This window comes from Glutamicibacter halophytocola (assembly GCF_001302565.1).
GTDB lineage: Bacteria > Actinomycetota > Actinomycetes > Actinomycetales > Micrococcaceae > Glutamicibacter > Glutamicibacter halophytocola.
In genome coordinates this window covers 2745737-2762888 of the sequence record NZ_CP012750.1, presented here as the reverse complement: position 1 = coordinate 2762888, position 17152 = coordinate 2745737, and the positions used below count along the sequence as shown (strand labels likewise).

Genomic DNA, 17152 nt, shown 5'->3' with positions numbered 1-17152 from the left:
TCAGCGTGGGATTCTCGTGAACGGGGCAGTGACGCCATGTGTGAGGTTCCTCAGGCGCTTGTTCCTGTCCCATGATGAGGAGAAAAACTTGGACAAGCACTTAGCTTCGATTCGCGACGAAGTCTTCCGACGCAATCCCGGTGAAGCAGAATTCCACCAGGCCGTCACGGAAGTATTTGAAAGCCTTGAAGCGGTTTCGCTCAAGCACCCTGAATACGCCGAGGCCGCCATTCTGCAGCGCTTGTGCGAACCCGAGCGACAGATCATTTTCCGTGTGCCTTGGGTTGATGACCAGAACCGGGTTCAGATCAATCGCGGCTTCCGAGTTGAATTCAACTCCGCGCTGGGTCCATACAAGGGCGGTCTGCGTTTCCACCCTTCGGTCTACCTGGGCATCGTCAAGTTCCTTGGCTTTGAGCAAATTTTCAAGAATTCCCTGACCGGCATGCCAATCGGCGGCGGCAAGGGCGGTTCAGACTTCGACCCACGCGGCAAGTCCGATGGCGAAGTCATGCGCTTCTGCCAGTCCTTCATGACTGAGCTCTACCGCCACATCGGCGAATACACCGACGTCCCTGCCGGCGACATTGGCGTGGGCGGCCGCGAGATCGGCTACCTCTTCGGCCAGTACAAGCGCATCACCAACCGCTACGAATCAGGGGTCTTGACCGGCAAGGGGCTGAGCTGGGGCGGATCATTGGTTCGTCCAGAAGCCACTGGCTATGGAGCTGTAATCTTCACCGAAGAGATGCTCAAGACTCGCGGGCAGTCCTTCGACGGACAGCGCGTGGTCGTTTCGGGCTCGGGCAATGTTGCCATCCATGCCATCGAGAAGGCCCAGGACCTCGGCGCCACAGTTGTCACCGCATCAGACTCTGCCGGCTTCATCGTGGATGAAGGCGGCATTGATCTTGAACTGCTGCGCCAGATCAAGGAAGTCGAGCGAGGACGTATTTCTGAATACGCGCAGCGTCGTGGCACCAGCAATGTCACGTACGTTTCTGGAGGCAGCGTATGGGACGTAGCGGGCACCGTGGCGTTGCCATGCGCCACCCAGAACGAGCTCGGCGAAGAAGCAGCCAAGAAGATGGTCGCCGCTGGCACCATCGCTGTTGCAGAAGGCGCCAACATGCCGACCACGGCCGAAGCCACCGCCATCTTCCAGGGTGCCGGCGTGCTCTTTGGCCCAGGCAAAGCCGCCAACGCCGGTGGCGTGGCCACCTCCGCGTTGGAGATGCAGCAGAATGCCAGCCGTGATTCGTGGAGCTTCGAGCACACCGAACGGCGACTCAGCGAAATCATGGTCGGTATTCACGACAGCTGTGCCGCCACCGCCGACGAGTACGGCATTCCCGGCAATTACGTCGCTGGCGCAAACATCGCCGGATTCGTGAAGGTTGCCGATGCCATGCTTGCGCAGGGCGTGATCTAAGAAAACAGTTTGTTGCGATCCGCACGGTATCCCTCGTTGAGCTGGGACTTGCCGTGCGGATTGTCTCGTTTAGGCAACAAAATTTTGATTCTGAAGAGTCCTGAAGTGTTTCGTGATGCAAAAGTTACTAAAGTGCGATTAGACTAGGACAAAGCGAACGTGAACCAGATCGCCGATGTTGATCCAAAGTCGTGTAAGTTCACCTTCGCTAGTAACGCGACGAAATAGAGATCAGCGTCAGGAGAATATCCCGCATGACGGATAAACAGAATTTTGCAGGAGCCCGTTTCATGACGGTGGCCGAAGTGGCTGACATGATGCGCGTTTCCAAAATGACGGTTTATCGGCTGATTCACGCAGGCGATCTGCCTGCCGTTCAGTTCGGCCGCTCCTATCGCGTTCCAGAGAACGCTGTGGAATCCTACCTCAGTGCTGCGGCCATTGATCCGCAGCACGGTACCGGTTCTTACGGTCGATAGTCCGCGCGATGGTCAGAGCATGGCCGAAAAGCGGGTAATCTATTAAGGAACGTTTAACGTCCGGTCAACCTTGTCTTTTTGCTTGCTTGCAAGCAGATGCTTTAGGTTGACGCATTTAATTAGTTTGTGAGGAACCACTATGGGCTCTGTTATCAAGAAGCGCCGCAAGCGTATGTCCAAGAAGAAGCACCGTAAATTGCTTCGTAAGACTCGCCACCAGCGTCGCAATAAGAAGTAAATCTACTTCGAGCATTTTGCCGCTAGGCAATCATCGCCACCGATTCGCAGGTCACCTGCAAACGGTGGCGATTGCTTTATCCAAAAGGCTCCAGGGCCCGCTACGAGCCGGAACGACGCAGAATTGAGCGCCTGGCAGCCCACAAGGCGCCGAGTACGCCAGCGGCGCGCAGACCGAATTTTGCGGCCCGCTGACCGGTGCGGAAGTCATAGACCTGCCAGCCGCGACGCTTGGCATAGGCTCGCAACCGGGCATCGGGATTGATGCAGACGGGATGCCCTACAGCTTCCAGCAGTGGCACGTCGTTGTAGGAATCCGAGTACGCCCAAGAACGCGACAGCGAGATGCCACGCGCCTTGGCCAAGGACCTGACAGCCTGCGCCTTTTCGGCCGCATGCAAGATCGGGCTGGCCAGAGCTCCGGTATACAAACCATCGCGGCTCTCCACGACGGTGCCCAATGCACCTGAAAGTTCGAGGCGATCTGCAATGACATTCGCCACTTCCAGGGGAGTAGCGGTGACCAGCCAAACTTCACGGCCGACGCGCAAGTGCTGGCGGGCAATCGCCACCGTGCCCGACCACAACTTCGGCTCGATGTATTCGTCATAAATCTCGTTGCCGATTTGTTCAATCTCGGCTACGGGGATGCCGCGAACCATCATCAGCGCCCGGTCACGAATCTGGTGGATGTCTCCCAGATGCTCGCCGCGTGCGGCGAAGCGTAATTGCTTCAACGCGAACCAGAGGATTTCACGAAGCTGGAAGAAGCGATGCTCACGGAGCTTGCGGGCCAGCAAATACAGCGAGGCACCACGAACCAAGGTGTTATCCACATCAAAAAATGCGGCAACAGTTCCAGGGGCTTGGGCTTCGGTGCCAGCGGAGGCGTTATCGGTGGAAGGCATTTGATCCAGTTTATTTCATCGTAAAGTTCAAGCGCGGTTACGGCTCGTGAGATTATAGTCAGGTGAGTACATTGCATCAGATTCAGCTGTTGGTTCGTAAAGACTGCCATCTTTGCCACGCGGCACGAGCAACAGTTGCTGAGGTAACGAGCCGCTTGAACATGGAATTTTCTGAACTTGACATTGACGAGCACCCAGAACTTCTGTCCAAGCACCATGAGGAAGTACCGGTGCTATTTATCGATGGGCAGGTCAAAGACTTCTGGACTATCGACCCGCAACGGCTAGAGCGTCTGCTCAGCAACTAGCCGCGGTGGCAAAGCTGACTACGCATTGTGCTCGATTAGCCCATTGGAAAGTGCAGGAGTACAAAGATGTCTGAGCTTGAAGCTCGTGTCCTGCCTGAAGCCACCCTGGCGCGACTCACACAGTATTTGCGGGCACTGAATGCGCTGGAAGCCCAAGGGCTGGAACGAACCAGCTCCGGGGTGCTGGCCAAGGAAGCGGGCGTGAACCCTTCGATCCTGCGCAAAGACCTTTCCTGGCTTGGATCCTACGGTACTCGTGGCGTCGGCTACGTCGTACGCGAGCTGGCAGAGCATATCAGCAGGACCCTTGGGCTGAACCAGGACTGGAAAGTCGCCATTGTCGGCGCCGGTAACCTTGGCCGGGCCTTGAGCGGGTATGCAGGATTCACTTCGCGAGGTTTCAACGTCAAGGCCATTTTTGATGTTGATCCTGCACTCATTGGCGAGCCAGTCGGTGAGCTGCGGGTGGAATCCATTAGCGACCTTGCCCCAGTCATCGACCGTGAAGAAATCAACATCGTCGTTCTCGCAGTGCCCGGCGATGCTGCCCAAGACCTGGTCTATGCGCTTTCTGAGTTATCTGTGCGCTCGGTGCTTTCATTTGCGCCGAAGCCATTGAAAGTTCCAGCCGGCATGAACCTGCGCCGGGTCGACCTTTCTACGGAACTCCAGATTTTGGCCTACTTGGCGGTCCAAGGCTAGGACCGCGGCGGTACGCAAAAAGCGGTGCCATTTCGTCAAAGCTGACGAAATGGCACCGCTTGCTGCTTAAAGATTCGGGCTGAGCTTCCGTTTACCGGTAGCCTGCTCGACGCGCCATGCGGCGCTGCGCGATGTATTCCGATGAAGGACGCAACCACGCGAAGACCACGCCAGCGATGCCGAGGAGGATGCCGATAATATAGACGGCGTTCAAGGCCCCGGCCTGGCTATCGGCAAACATGCTGATCATTGGCACGGACGTGAACAGGCCCAACAAGGACAAGGCTGCCAGTATGGTGGCGATGATGCGCATGGCGCCAACACCACGGCCAACAAAGAATCCGACGAGGAAGTACAAAATCACCGAAATGACCGCACCCACCAGGGCAAAGCTGGTCATCATGGTGTTGGCCTGGGAAATGAACGCTTCTGGGCTGCTCATCATCTGCTGCAACGTGGGATCCTGGGCCATCTCAGGAGTCGACTGCATCTGGGTCTGCAATTCTTGCTCAACCATCGACCACTGGGAAGAAACCATGTTGCCAAACATGTTGGAGGTGGAAATCATCCAGCTGGAAATTGCCCCGACGATGCCTGAGAGCAGAATCAGCAGGAATGAAATCTGCAGGGTCTTCGGCCGCTCAGCTGGTGGCTGCACGGCGGCATAGCCACCCTGGTCCGGGTATTGGTTGAAACCAGGTGCCACGGGGGACTGGCCATAGCGGTTCTGCCCGTACTGCGGCTGCGGCTGCGTGTAGGGGTTTTCGCCATACGGGTTCGGATTCGGGTTCTGAGCCCCAGATTCCGGGTTGTAGGGTTGGCCGGGTTGATTTGGATCGTAGTTGCTCATGGTTCATCGTCCTTTGGTTCGTCTTGCCTTTATACCCAAGCCTAGTGGGACAACTTTGTGAGCGAGCCCTCCGAAAGGATGGTTTTTCCATATGGGAATCCCATGCATGCGCTGTGAATAGTTGACGGTGGACACAATATGTCTATTTCGCACTGAATTTTTGAGACACTGGAAGCATGCCTTTATCGACCGTCCATTTGTTGCGCCACGGGGAAGTTTACAACCCTGACCGTATTCTCTACGGACGGATCCCAGGTTTCGGGCTTTCGGACCTCGGTTTCAAGATGGCTGATGCTGCTGGCGAATTCTTCGCGCAGCGCCAAGCCGACGGGGCCAATCTGGTCCGGCTTGTAGCCTCTCCGCTGATCCGTGCACAGCAGACCGCTGCACCTACAAGCCGCGCCCTGGACCTTCCGATTCACACTGAAGATCGTGTCATCGAAGCGGGCAATAAGCTCCAGGGCCTGTCCAAGGTCGCAGACCACCTCCGCCAGCCGAAGTACTGGCCCCTGCTGGTCAACCCGCTGAAGCCTTCATGGGGCGAGCCTTATGCGGAGCAGGTGCAGCGCATGCGCGAAGCCATGGATGGCCACCGTCGGGCTGCTGTTGCCGAACACGGCGAAGGTGCCGAAGTCATTATCGTCAGCCACCAGTTGCCTATCTGGGTAACCCGCCGCGCAGCTGAGAAGAAGCCCCTATGGCATGACCCTCGCCAGCGGGAGTGCACCCTGGCATCCATCACCAGCTTTGATTTTGAAGGGGACGAATTAGTCTCCGTGCGATACACCGAACCATGCCCCGAGCTGTTGGCCGGTGCCGCAAATATTCCGGGAGCCTAAGGAAATGACTGATCCTGTGCCTAATCCTCGCAATCTGAGCCGTCGCACGATGTTGCGTTCGCTGATGGTGGCTGCCGCCATTGTTCCCTTGGCGGCTTGCAGCGGCAAGGAGGATTCCTTGACCGCCCAAGCCAATAGCGGTGACGGGAAAAACTACATCGCCGGCGACGGAGCCGTACAGGAATACGAAGTTTCCCAACGCAGCGAACCCGTGGAAATCAAGTCAGAGACCTACCACGGGACCGCCGTTGATTTCAGCCAGTGGCAGGGCAAGCCAGTGGTGATGAACTTCTGGTACGCCGCCTGCGCACCATGCCGCATCGAGGCACCGGACCTGAAAAAGCTCGCCGATAACTTTGGCGACAAGGTCGAATTCATTGGTGTTAACGTTCGCGACGAAGCAGAAGCCGCGAAGGCGTTCGAGCGTACCTTTGACCTGCCGTACGAATCCATTCAGGACACCAATGGCGACGTGCAGCTGGCGATGACCAAGTATGTGCCGCTTCAGGCCGTGCCTTCGACTCTGGTGCTCGATCGCAAGGGACGTGTCCGCGCCCGAGTTATCGGCGCCGTCGACCCGAGCACCTTGAAGTCGCTGATCGACACCGCCTTGACCGAAGAGCTGTGATCCAGGCGGTGACCTCAAACCCATTTGCTGACATCGTCTTGGACGGGTCTTTACTGCTTGCCGCACCCGTGGCCATGTTGGCGGGATTGGTTTCCTTCCTCTCTCCCTGTGTTCTGCCGTTGGTTCCCGGTTACCTTGGGTACGTCACCGGCTTGACCGGCGCAGATCTGAAAGATCATCGCCGTGGACGAGTGATTCTGGGCATCTTGCTCTTTGTCCTGGGGTTCTCCATTGTCTTCATAGCCGCCGGGGTTCTCTTCAGCCAGGCAACCGCGTGGCTGAAGTTCAACGGTTCATGGGTCACCCAGGCTTTGGGAATTGTCGTTGTTTTCATGGGCATCGTCTTCATGGGCGGATTTTCCTGGATGCAGCGTGATCGAAAGATCCACAAGAAGCCACCTGCCGGTTTATGGGGCGCCCCTGTCCTTGGCCTGACCTTTGGCCTGGGTTGGGCGCCGTGCATCGGGCCAACCCTGAGCGCCGTGTTGATCATGTCCACCGGTTCCGATGCCAACGTCGCCCGGGGAACTTTGCTCACTGTGTTTTATTGCCTCGGGCTGGGCTTGCCCTTCATCCTGATTGCGCTGGGACTGCAGCGCGGAATGCAGGCCTTGGCGTTTTTCCGGAAGCATCAGGTTTTCATTATGCGTTTTGGCGGCGCTCTGCTCATTGCCCTGGGCCTGGTCATGGTGACCGGGCTGTGGGGAACATGGGTTTCAGAACTGCAAAACTGGTTTGCCAATGAAGTGAGGTTGCCAATTTAATGGCGAAACAACAACGGAAACTCAAAGGGTCCCAGGACGCTCCGGCGCTGGGATTTGTAGGGTTCATGCGCTGGATCTGGACTCAGCTGACGTCCATGTCGACGGCACTTTTCTTGCTGTTGCTGCTGGCCGTCGCCGCAGTGCCAGGCTCGATTTTCCCGCAGCGCGCTTCAAATCCAGAGACGGTTGTGCAGTATCTGGACCAGCATCCAGTTGCCGGTCCATGGCTTGACCGCTTCCAGATGTTCGAGGTGTATTCCTCCGTCTGGTTCTCTGCCATCTACATCCTGTTGTTTGTTTCCCTGGTTGGCTGCATCGTTCCGCGTGTGAAGAAGCATGCCCAGGCATTGCGCACGCCTCCACCGCGCACCCCGGCCCGGCTAGATCGCCTGCCGCAGTATGCGTCGCATGAAATTCTGGAAGGCGAAGCGGACACCCCAGATGAGGATCAGGTCATTGATGACTCGTTCAAGATTCTGAAGAAACGCGGTTACCGCGTGGAACGGCGTAATGATGCCGGCGTCCGCTCGGTCTCGGCAGAACGCGGATACACTCGCGAAATTGGCAACCTGCTCTTCCACATCTCCTTGATCGGAGTCCTTGTATCTGCGGCAATTGGCGGGGCCTTCGGCTACACCGGACAGCGTGTGCTGGTCGAGGGGGAGACCTTCGTCAACTCGCTGGTCGCCTATGATTCCTTCACTCCGGGCACGACTTTCAACGCGGATAAACTGCCTGGATATTCTGTCAAGCTCGACAAGTTCGACATTATTTTTGACCGTGAATCCGAGTCGCACTTCGGGCAGCCGCTGGACTTCACCGCACACGTCCAGGTGCGCAAGGATGCCCAGTCGGATCCGGTCAAGCAGGATCTGAAGGTGAACCACCCACTGCGCATCAATGGCGCCGACGTCTATCTGGTTGGCAACGGCTACGCCCCGGTGATCACTGTGCGCGATGGCAAGGGCAACGTCGCCTACTCGGGCCCGGCAGTATCGGTCCCGCAGGACTCGGTCTACACCTCGATGTTCGTTCTGAAGGTTCCTGACGCGGTCCCGGATCAGCTGGGTTTCCAGGGATTCTTGCTTCCTACCGCATTGGTTGATGAAAATGGATTTGGCATTTCAGGTGACCCCAATGCCATCAACCCGCAGCTGCACTTGAATTCCTTCTACGGGAATTTGGGGCTGGATAACGGTAATCCGCAGAACGTTTTTGTTCTGGACACCGAGAAGATGAAGGCGCTCAATAGCCGCGAGCTTGACGCCGGCGGCATCATCCTCGAAGCCGGACAGACCTACCAGCTGCCCGACGGCAAGGGAAGCATCAGCTTTGATGACCTCAAGCGCTATGTTGCACTGGACGTGAACTACGATCCGGGAAAGCTTCCCATCGGCATCTTCGCGGCCTTGGCACTGCTCGGCTTGGGAGTTTCATTGTTCACTCCTCGTCGCCGAGTCTGGATCAAGCTGAAGCATCAGGATGGCAAGCGTAGTATCGAATACGCATTGTTGGCTCGTGGCGAAGATCCGCGACTGGAACGCGAAGCGGCAGAACTACAGAAGATCTTTGACAAGGCTTGGCCACTGGCAAGCCAGGAGCAAAACCAAGGAGCAGTAAATGGGTAACGCTGGGGCATTAGCACCAATTAATGAATCGCTCGGTGAATACAGCCAGTTGTTCATGCTGCTGGCAGCCATGGTCTATGGGGTGGTCTTCATCATCTTCGCCCTCGACTTGGCGAAGACCAACAAGTCCATTACGGAAATGGATTCCGCGGCCCTCAAGCGCGATGCAGAGATGCTGGTTGGCGCCAACGGCGCTGTCGCCGGAACCGGACGTAAGCGCCGCGGCGCGAGCGAGCGTGCGGACAACATCAGCGACGATATTGTCACCGACAAGATGAACTACACCGAGTTCTCGTCCAAGCGCCCAATGGCCCGCATGGCTGTGGTGCTGATGTGGCTGGCAGTTGCTCTGCACGGCTTCGCCGTGGTCTCCCGCGCACTAGCTGCCCACCGCGTGCCGTGGGGCAACATGTATGAGTTCCTGACCACCGGCGCTTTCGTTGTGGCCCTGGTGTACCTGGTAGTGCTGTTCATCAAGGATCTGCGCTTCATGGGTTCATTCATCTCTGGCTTGGTCACCCTGATGCTGTGCGCAGCTACCATTGGATTCCCGACTCCGGTTGGCCACCTGGTTCCAGCGCTGCAGTCGCCATGGATCGTCATTCACGTGTCAATCGCCGTCTTGGCTTCCTCGCTCTTCGCCATCAGCTTTGCCATGAATGTGCTTCAGCTTTTGCAGCACTCCCGCATGAACCGCTTGGCAACCGGCCAGAGCGACAAGCTGCCATTCATGCGCGTTGTCCCGGGTGCAGGCGCCTTGGAAAACTTCGCCTACCGCATCAACACCATTGCATTCGTGATGTGGACCTTCACCGTGATGGCCGGCGCTATCTGGGCTGAAGCTGCATGGGGACGCTACTGGGGGTGGGATCCAAAGGAAGTTTGGTCCTTCGTGATCTGGGTTGTGTATGCAGGCTACCTGCACGCGCGTGCTACCGGTGGTTGGACTGGTCCACGTTCGGCATGGTTGTCCATTGTCGGATTCCTGTGCGTGGTCTTCAACTTCACTATTGTGAATATCTTCTTCAATGGTCTGCACTCCTACGCTGGTGTCTAAGGCCTAGAAAACTTCGACAAGCAGGAAGCGATACCCCTGATGGGGTATCGCTTCCTGCGTTTAAGCGGATGGCTTGGACGCGCGCTAGTGCACTATCGGAATTCCTGCAGCGCGTGGCCACTAGGCGCAAAGCGGCTGTGCCACGGCCGTCAAGCATCCATGGCTCGTGGGTACATGAAAGCCCCGGCGTTCCCCCTCACAAGATCGGTGAGCGGGGGATCGGCACGGGGCTTTTGCCTGGTTGTGCTGGGAAGCGGCTGGAGCCAGCTTCTAGGCCTTGGAATCAGGAGCGTCGCTGTCGGTGTCCTCGGGCTTGTGCTCGGGCTTCTCGGGAGCTGCTGAGCCTGTGTCCTCTGGCTTCGATGGCGAATCGGACCTCTTCGGATCCTTGGCCTGGGATTTGAGCTCTTGCTCACGGGTCTTGGACTCTTCTTCTCGCTGCTGCTGTCGTCGCCAGACTTCGAGTTGGCGCAAGAAATCCTCATCGTCATCCGGTGCCGTCTGGTGTGCCGATGGCTGGTTGCCGGTGTTCACGGGACGCCCCAAAACGAACCACAAAATGGCACCGACCAGTGGAAGGATGATGATCACCACGAACCAAGCTGTCTTCGGCAAAGACCGCACGAGATGCTTCTGCGCACGGCTGCATTCAATCAACGTGTAAATCATCAAGGCGACCGAAACTACTGCTGCGAATATAAGGAGGCGGACCATGATTCCATTCTAGTGATAATCCGGCTCACAGCTTCATCGGTAGACTTGAAGTTATGCAGTTTCTGAAATATACAGTTCTTCGTCTGGGCATATTCTGCGCAGTGTTCCTGGGCTTGTGGCTTGGCCTGAGCTGGCCAATCTTCATCGCCGGAATTATTGGCCTGATTTTCGCCTTTGCCATTGCCTATCTTTTCTTCAACAATCTTCGGCTCAAAGCCAACGAAGATGTGCGCAATGCTTTTAATAAGACCTCTGCGAACAAGACCAGCAAGCAGCTGGCGGAAGAAGCCATCGAGGACGAATTCGATGAGTCCCGGCGCAAGACGCAGCCACCTGCCGAGTAAAATCACCGAGTGCTACTGCCTGCAACGAAAAAGCCTTGGCTTGCCAGTGCCAATTCAATGGACTGACAAGCCAAGGCTTTTTCTATGATCTATGGCCTTCTGTGTTGCTTAGAACCAAACGCCAAGAATGATCGCCAGGGCAAACAACACGGCATACACCATGTTCAGCATGCCCGTCTGCTTCAGGACCTGAACCAGTTTGGGAAGCTCGTGTTCGCGCAGCATGAGCATGGAAGGTGCAATCGCCGGAATGAAGGTGATCAGCACCAGCCACAGCCACGGGAACGTTCCGGTTGACAAAAGCGGCAACAAGATCGCTATGGCCAACATCAGGACGTAGCTCAGCCGTGCATTGCTTTCGCCCAGCCGTACCGCAAGAGTAATTTTCCCGACCTCTTTATCGGTGGGAATATCACGGACGTTATTGGCCATGAGAAGCGCGCAGCCAATCAATCCCGTGCCAATTGCACCCCATAACGAGGTCAGGGTCAGTTCGTTGATCTGTGTGAAGGTCGTACCCAAGGTCGCGACCAAGCCGAAGAAGATGAAGACGTAAACATCTCCCAGTCCACGGTAGCCGTAGGGATTTTTGCCACCGGTGTAGCCCCACGCGGCAAAGATCGCGGCGACACCGACAAGCAGCAACGGCCATGAAGACGAGACGACGACAAGAATCAATCCGCAGATTGCTGCCAGGCCAAAGCAGCCGAAGGCAACATTGCGCACATTCTTCGGATCGGTGAGCTTGGAACCGGTGAGGCGCAACGGTCCAACCCGGTCATCATCAGTGCCTCGGATGCCGTCGGAATAGTCGTTGGAGTAGTTCACGCCAACTTGCAGCAACAAGCCAACCAGCAACGCCAGGACAAAACGGAACCAATGAATGGTTCCGGTTTCGCCCAGTGCAGCCGCAGTGCCGATGACTACCGGGGCAATGACGATAGGCAAGGTGCGCAGACGTGCACCGGAAACCCATTGGGAAAGTGTGGCCACTTTCAGTCCTTTCAGGGCAAGAGAAAAACTCGTACCCTCTAGTTTCCCGCGATTATGCGGGCATGGCGAATCGGGGCTAGTCCCGAACCGCCAATTCATCAATGATCAAGCGACGGTTGAACTTGCCGTTGGGCAGCAACGGCAGGCCCTGCGGGTAGTGGCGCACATGCTTTGGAACTGCTTCCTTGCCTAGCGTACGGCGTACCGCGTCAAAGGCTTCGTCGGTCTTGGTGGGGCCAGAATAGGCCAGGCCAACGCTTTGGCCCCACTGCGAATCCGGCACCGAAACAACCAACGTCTGGGTGAAGAACTCTTCGAGCAGGCCCTCGATTTTTGATGCTGAGAGCTTGATTCCCCCGGTGTTGATCACGTCGTCAACGCGGCCGACAATGCTCAGCCGTTGCCCCTGGACGCTGCCCAAATCATCGGTAACGTACCAGCGGCGGCCATCGCGCTCGACGAAGTGTTCTGCCGTGGCCTCAGGAGCATTGGCATAGCCATCGGCCAGCATCGGGCCAGAAACCCAGATGCGGGAATCATGCTCGGCCAGCTGAACTCCTGGAAGGGCTGTGCCGTTATAGACCAGTCCGCCCGAGGTTTCCGAGGAACCATAGGTTTGGAAGATCTTCAGCCCGTGGTGGCGGGAACGCACCAGCAAGTCCTTGCTGGCTCGCGCCCCGCCCAGCAAGATGGCATCAAAACGCTTGAGCGCCTGCAAGGTGGCAGGGTCCGGATTATCAAGCAATCGCGCCAGCTGGGTAGGCACCAGGGAGGTGAGCCGATGGGTTTCCACCATCTGGCCGGCGGCCTGCGTGAACGCCGTAGCCGAAAAGCTGCCATCCAAGTCCATGATCACCGGTTTGGTGCCAGCGAAGAGGGACCTGGTCAGCACGCTGAGCCCGGCGACGTAGTGCACCGGAAGGGCCAACAGCCATTGGCCTTCGAAACCGAGATATTCGGCGGTCGCTTGGGCGCTGGAAGCCAGGGCTTCGACGCTTAGTACCGTGCGCTTGGCCCGCCCGGTTGATCCAGAAGTGCGCACCACGGCCATGGGCTGCTCGAATCCTGGCAGATCTTCTGCCCCGAGGTACTCGATGCGCCAGCCAGCGCTGCTGGTGTCATCGGCGATGACCTCGACCGCTGGACCATTGTCATTGGCAGCGCCAGCCAAGGCCGTGAGCAGTTCCTGATGCAGTGCGTCCATGTAGTAGTCCTTTTGCAGGTGCCGCCGCTTAGAAGTAGTAGGGGTAATCGGACCAGTCAGGGTCGCGCTTGCCCAAGAACGCGTCGCGTCCTTCCACTGCTTCATCGGTCATGTAGGCCATGCGGGTGGCTTCGCCGGCGAAGACCTGCTGGCCGGCCAGGCCATCATCGGCCAGGTTGAAAGCGAACTTGAGCATGCGAATGGCCTGCGGGGACTGCTTGGCAATGTCTGCCGCGTATTCCAGGGCCACTTCTTCCAGGCGCTCATGTTCTACGGATTCGTTGACCGCACCCATGCGAACCATGTCGTCTGCGGAGTATTCGCGGGCGAGGAAGAAAATTTCGCGTGCGGTCTTCTGGCCAACCTGGCGGGCGAGCAAGGCCGAGCCATACCCGGCATCGAAGGAACCAACGGTGGCATCAGTCTGCTTGAACTTGCCGTTTTCCTTCGACGCGATGGTCAGGTCCGACACGACGTGCAGCGAGTGTCCGCCGCCGGCAGCCCAGCCGTTGACAACGCAGAGGACGACCTTTGGCATGGTGCGCATCAACCGCTGCACCTCAAGAATGTGCAGTCGTCCGGCGCGGGCGGGGTCGATGGATTCGCGGGTCTCGCCCTCTGCATAGCGGTAGCCGTCGCGGCCGCGGATGCGCTGGTCTCCGCCGGAGCAGAACGCATGGCCGCCGTCCTTGGGCGAAGGGCCGTTGCCGGTGAGCAGGACCGTGGCGACATTGCTGGTCATGCGTGCGTGATCCATGGCGCGGTAGAGCTCGTCCACGGTGTGCGGCCGGAAGGCGTTGCGCACCTCGGGGCGGTCAAAGGCGATGCGCACCGTTGGCAGATCGCGCACGATGTTGCCCAGTTCATCGCGTTCCACCTGGCGGTGGTAGGTGATGTCGGTGAAGTCGAATCCCTCAATCACTCGCCAACGCGTGGGATCGAATACGTCGGAAACCTTCTGGGGCAATGCGGATTTATTCTGGCTACTCACCCTATGAATGCTAGTCGGTTTCCTTCCGATCTCTAAGAATCTGGAAATTGCTGGGGCCGATGACTTTATTATTGAACGAATGGTCGGTAAGTTTAGGTGTTGAGGATCACTGAACAGTTTTGGCGCAAGGAGTACAAATGACTGAAGCATTTCTCGTCGGCGGGGCACGTACCCCGGTGGGCCGTTATGGGGGAGCGCTCAGCGCTGTGCGCCCCGATGATCTGGCTGCCCTGGCGATTCGCAGCCTCATCCATGACTCTGGGATCGACCCGGCCGCGGTTGATGAAGTGATCCTCGGAAACGCCAACGGCGCTGGTGAAGAAAATCGCAATGTGGCCCGCATGGCGGCACTGCTGGCGGGGCTGCCAGTGAGCGTGCCCGGTATTACCGTTAACCGCTTGTGCGCTTCGGGCATGAGCGCCATCACCATGGCCAGCCACATGGTCAAAGCCGGCGCCGCAGATGTTGTCATTGCCGGCGGCGTCGAGTCCATGTCCCGAGCCCCATGGGTGATGGAAAAGCCGGATAAGCCATTTGCCAAGCCCGGAGCCATCTTCGACACCTCCATCGGATGGCGCTTCACCAACCCGCAATTCCTCTCCGGCGAGCTATCCCGGGATGGCAAAACGACCTTCTCCATGCCGGAGACCGCAGAAGAAGTAGCCCGCGTCTACGGCATCTCCCGCGAGGATTGCGACCAATTTGCCGTCGACTCCCATGCCAAAGCCATGGCAGCCATCGAAGAGGGGCGCTTCCGCGACGAAATTGTGCCCGTGGCGGTCAAGCATCGCAAGGGCGAAACCATCGTGGATACCGATGAGGGCCCGCGCCCGGGAACCAGCATGGACGTTCTCTCCGGATTGCGCCCGGTGGTTGCAGGCGGCCACGTTGTCACCGCCGGAAACGCCTCGTCGCTCAACGATGGCGCCTCTGCCATTTTGGTGGTTTCCGAACGGGCCCTGGAGAAGTACGCGCTGACTGCGCGGGCCCGCATCATCGATGGCCAATCCGCAGGACTGGAACCGGAGATCATGGGCATGGGGCCGGTGCCAGCCACCCGCAAGGTGCTCGACCGTGCCGGACTTTCGATCGGCGAGATCGGAGCCATGGAAATCAACGAGGCCTTCGCCAGCCAGTCCTTGGCCAGCATGCGCGAACTCGGGGTAGACCCGCAGATCGTCAACCGCGATGGTGGAGCCATCGCGCTGGGCCATCCGCTGGGATCAAGCGGTTCGCGCATCGTGATCACGCTGCTGGGCCGCATGGAGCGCGAGCTGGCAACAGCTGGGCGCAAGCTCGGGGTGGCCACCATGTGCGTCGGCGTTGGCCAAGGCTCGGCAATTCTCCTGGAAGGCGCGTAATCATGGATAGCACCGCTGAACACTTTGACACCCTGCAGGTGGTGGAGAGCGACGACCGGCTCTGGGTGCGCCTGAACCGCCCCGAAGTGCGCAATGCCATCGATCAGAAAATGGTGGACGAGCTGCATGCCGTATGCGCCTATCTGGAGAGGAACCCGAAGATCCTGATCCTGGCCGGAACCGCCAGCCAGGCGCCGAGCCAAGAGCATCCCAAGGGCAGCAAGGGGATTTTCGCCTCGGGAGCCGATATCTCGCAATTGCGCGAACGCCGGCGCGATGACGCGCTCGCCGGGATCAACTCCGGGATTTTCGATCGCATCTCCAAGCTGCCCATGCCCGTGATCGCAGCCCTGGACGGATTTGCCCTGGGCGGTGGCGCCGAGCTGGCCTACGCAGCTGACTTCCGCATCGGCACCCCCGAGCTGCGCATGGGGAACCCCGAAACCAATCTGGGCATCATGGCTGCCGCCGGCGCAACCTGGAGGCTCAAGGAACTGGTCGGCGAGCCGCTGGCCAAGGAAATCCTGATGGCCGGCAAGGTGCTCACCGGCGAGCAATGCCTGGCCGCTGGGCTGGTGACCGAACTGCATCCGGCCACGGAACTTGAGCCCGCGGCCAACGCGCTGGCCGATCGCATTGCGGCCCAAGACCCGCTGGCCGTGCGCATCACCAAATCCGTGTTCCATGCCCCGCGCGAAGTGCACCCGGTCATTGACACCCTGGCTCAGGGAATGCTCTTTGAATCCCAAGCCAAGTTTGATCGCATGCAAGCCTTCCTTGATCGAAAGAAGAACTAACTATGAGTGCAACTAGCAATAGCGCCACCGGCCACCTGCCGCAGCGCTGCGGAGTGCTTGGCGGCGGGCGCATGGGCGCTGGCATTGCCCACGCCCTGCTCATGGGCGGCAGCACCGTGGTCGTGGTTGAGCGCGATGAGGCTTCGGCGCAGGCAGCCTTTGAGCGGGTCGCAGAATCAGTGGATCGCTCCATCGCCCGCGGGTTGGCGAGCGAAGCCAGGGGCGAAATCCTGCAGCGCTTCTCGGTCAGCACCGACTACCAGCAGTTCGCCACGGCGCAATTGGTGATCGAGGCGGTGCCGGAAATCTGGGAGCTGAAGGTATCTTCATTGCAAGCGGTGGAGCGGGTGCTGGACGCGGAGGCTGTGCTGGCCTCCAACACCTCCTCGTTGTCGGTGAGCGGGCTGGCCAAGGAGCTGGCACGACCAGCCAAGTTCCTCGGGCTGCATTTCTTCAACCCCGTTCCGGCCTCAACGCTGATCGAAGTGGTGATTGGGCAGGAAACCGGCAAGGATCTGGTCGAGGCATCCCGCGGTTGGGTGCAAGCCCTGGGCAAGACCCCCGTCGTCGTCAATGACGCTCCAGGTTTTGCTTCATCGCGCCTGGGCGTGGCCATCGCGTTGGAGGCCATGCGCATGGTTGAAGAAGGCGTGGCGAGCGCCGAGGACATCGATAACGCCATGGTGCTGGGCTACAAGCATCCGACTGGCCCGTTGAAGACCACGGACATTGTCGGACTGGATGTGCGCCTGGGAATTGCTGAATACCTGCACGAAACGCTGGGCGAGCGCTTTGCGCCACCGCAGATCCTCAAGGACATGGTGGCCCAGGGCAAGCTGGGTCGAAAGAGCGGCCAGGGATTCTATTCCTGGTAGGCGTCGCCAAGCCGAGCCGCTGAACGCCGCAGTCCCCGCCG

The 17152-nt window shown here is 58.5% G+C and carries 20 protein-coding genes; 14 read left to right on the top strand and 6 right to left on the bottom strand.

Features of this window, described 5'->3' with window-relative positions:
* Window positions 1-88 precede the first annotated feature (88 nt).
* The 3 genes from gdhA (at window position 89) to AOZ07_RS18270 (ending at window position 2149) form a co-directional block, all read left to right on the top strand.
* Window positions 89-1432: an NADP-specific glutamate dehydrogenase gene (gene gdhA, locus AOZ07_RS12795; RefSeq protein WP_060703453.1), complete on the top strand. Its 1344-nt coding sequence runs from the start codon at window positions 89-91 to the stop codon at window positions 1430-1432.
* 254 nt (window positions 1433-1686) lie between these two features.
* The gene (locus tag AOZ07_RS12790; RefSeq protein WP_022874253.1) at window positions 1687-1911 is read left to right on the top strand and encodes a helix-turn-helix domain-containing protein; all 225 of its coding nucleotides are present in this window, start codon (window positions 1687-1689) and stop codon (window positions 1909-1911) included.
* 139 nt (window positions 1912-2050) lie between these two features.
* Entirely contained in the window at window positions 2051-2149 is a 99-nt protein-coding gene (locus AOZ07_RS18270; protein WP_005504750.1) for a 30S ribosomal protein bS22, read from the top strand.
* Window positions 2150-2249: 100 nt separating this feature from the next.
* On the opposite strand, the gene AOZ07_RS12785 is transcribed toward AOZ07_RS18270, so the two are convergent.
* Window positions 2250-3056: an HAD family hydrolase gene (locus AOZ07_RS12785; RefSeq protein ID WP_060702336.1), complete on the bottom strand. Its 807-nt coding sequence runs from the start codon at window positions 3054-3056 to the stop codon at window positions 2250-2252.
* Between the two features lie 62 nt (window positions 3057-3118).
* Between AOZ07_RS12785 and AOZ07_RS12780 the strand changes: the two genes are divergently transcribed.
* Both AOZ07_RS12780 and AOZ07_RS12775 read left to right on the top strand, forming a co-directional pair.
* Window positions 3119-3364: a glutaredoxin family protein gene (locus AOZ07_RS12780; protein WP_075972493.1), complete on the top strand. Its 246-nt coding sequence runs from the start codon at window positions 3119-3121 to the stop codon at window positions 3362-3364.
* A gap of 66 nt (window positions 3365-3430) precedes the next feature.
* Window positions 3431-4066, top strand: coding sequence for a redox-sensing transcriptional repressor Rex (locus AOZ07_RS12775; protein ID WP_060702335.1), 636 nt, complete (start codon window positions 3431-3433; stop codon window positions 4064-4066).
* Window positions 4067-4157: 91 nt separating this feature from the next.
* Here the strand turns inward: AOZ07_RS12775 and AOZ07_RS12770 are convergent, their stop codons facing one another.
* Window positions 4158-4916 carry a hypothetical protein gene (locus AOZ07_RS12770; RefSeq protein WP_060702334.1) on the bottom strand — a complete coding sequence of 253 codons (759 nt, stop codon included), beginning with the start codon at window positions 4914-4916 and terminating at the stop codon, window positions 4158-4160.
* Window positions 4917-5092: 176 nt separating this feature from the next.
* Here AOZ07_RS12770 and AOZ07_RS12765 point away from each other — a divergent pair, with 176 nt between their 5' ends.
* The 5 genes from AOZ07_RS12765 to ccsB are packed head-to-tail and all read left to right on the top strand — an operon-like array spanning window position 5093 to window position 9832.
* Window positions 5093-5755 (top strand): histidine phosphatase family protein, encoded by a 663-nt coding sequence (locus AOZ07_RS12765; protein WP_060702333.1) that lies wholly within the window; start codon window positions 5093-5095, stop codon window positions 5753-5755.
* 4 nt (window positions 5756-5759) lie between these two features.
* Complete coding sequence (locus tag AOZ07_RS12760) at window positions 5760-6383, top strand: TlpA family protein disulfide reductase (RefSeq protein WP_060702332.1); 624 nt, start codon at window positions 5760-5762, stop codon at window positions 6381-6383.
* Between the two features lie 8 nt (window positions 6384-6391).
* A complete protein-coding gene (locus AOZ07_RS12755; RefSeq protein ID WP_060703451.1) occupies window positions 6392-7147 on the top strand; it encodes a cytochrome c biogenesis CcdA family protein in 756 nt (251 codons plus the stop codon).
* Entirely contained in the window at window positions 7147-8775 is a 1629-nt protein-coding gene (resB, locus tag AOZ07_RS12750; RefSeq protein WP_060702331.1) for a cytochrome c biogenesis protein ResB, read from the top strand. The genes AOZ07_RS12755 and resB overlap by 1 nt, the downstream gene beginning before the upstream one ends.
* Complete coding sequence (gene ccsB, locus AOZ07_RS12745) at window positions 8768-9832, top strand: c-type cytochrome biogenesis protein CcsB (RefSeq protein WP_060702330.1); 1065 nt, start codon at window positions 8768-8770, stop codon at window positions 9830-9832. The genes resB and ccsB overlap by 8 nt, the downstream gene beginning before the upstream one ends.
* A gap of 270 nt (window positions 9833-10102) precedes the next feature.
* On the opposite strand, the gene AOZ07_RS12740 is transcribed toward ccsB, so the two are convergent.
* Window positions 10103-10546 (bottom strand): PLDc N-terminal domain-containing protein, encoded by a 444-nt coding sequence (locus AOZ07_RS12740; RefSeq protein ID WP_060702329.1) that lies wholly within the window; start codon window positions 10544-10546, stop codon window positions 10103-10105.
* Between the two features lie 53 nt (window positions 10547-10599).
* Here AOZ07_RS12740 and AOZ07_RS12735 point away from each other — a divergent pair, with 53 nt between their 5' ends.
* Entirely contained in the window at window positions 10600-10890 is a 291-nt protein-coding gene (locus AOZ07_RS12735) for a DUF4229 domain-containing protein (RefSeq protein ID WP_060702328.1), read from the top strand.
* 108 nt (window positions 10891-10998) lie between these two features.
* On the opposite strand, the gene AOZ07_RS12730 is transcribed toward AOZ07_RS12735, so the two are convergent.
* The 3 genes from AOZ07_RS12730 to AOZ07_RS12720 form a co-directional block, all read right to left on the bottom strand.
* Window positions 10999-11883: a 1,4-dihydroxy-2-naphthoate polyprenyltransferase gene (locus AOZ07_RS12730; RefSeq protein ID WP_060702327.1), complete on the bottom strand. Its 885-nt coding sequence runs from the start codon at window positions 11881-11883 to the stop codon at window positions 10999-11001.
* A 76-nt stretch (window positions 11884-11959) separates the two neighbouring features.
* Window positions 11960-13087: an AMP-binding protein gene (locus tag AOZ07_RS12725; protein WP_060702326.1), complete on the bottom strand. Its 1128-nt coding sequence runs from the start codon at window positions 13085-13087 to the stop codon at window positions 11960-11962.
* Window positions 13088-13115: 28 nt separating this feature from the next.
* The gene (locus AOZ07_RS12720) at window positions 13116-14078 is read right to left on the bottom strand and encodes a 1,4-dihydroxy-2-naphthoyl-CoA synthase (protein WP_060702325.1); all 963 of its coding nucleotides are present in this window, start codon (window positions 14076-14078) and stop codon (window positions 13116-13118) included.
* A gap of 137 nt (window positions 14079-14215) precedes the next feature.
* On the opposite strand from AOZ07_RS12720, the gene AOZ07_RS12715 reads away from it, so the two are divergent.
* The 3 genes from AOZ07_RS12715 to AOZ07_RS12705 are packed head-to-tail and all read left to right on the top strand — an operon-like array spanning window position 14216 to window position 17111.
* A complete protein-coding gene (locus tag AOZ07_RS12715) occupies window positions 14216-15439 on the top strand; it encodes a thiolase family protein (RefSeq protein ID WP_060702324.1) in 1224 nt (407 codons plus the stop codon).
* A 2-nt stretch (window positions 15440-15441) separates the two neighbouring features.
* Entirely contained in the window at window positions 15442-16236 is a 795-nt protein-coding gene (locus tag AOZ07_RS12710; protein WP_060702323.1) for an enoyl-CoA hydratase/isomerase family protein, read from the top strand.
* A 2-nt stretch (window positions 16237-16238) separates the two neighbouring features.
* Window positions 16239-17111: a 3-hydroxyacyl-CoA dehydrogenase family protein gene (locus AOZ07_RS12705; protein WP_060702322.1), complete on the top strand. Its 873-nt coding sequence runs from the start codon at window positions 16239-16241 to the stop codon at window positions 17109-17111.
* Window positions 17112-17152 lie beyond the last annotated feature (41 nt).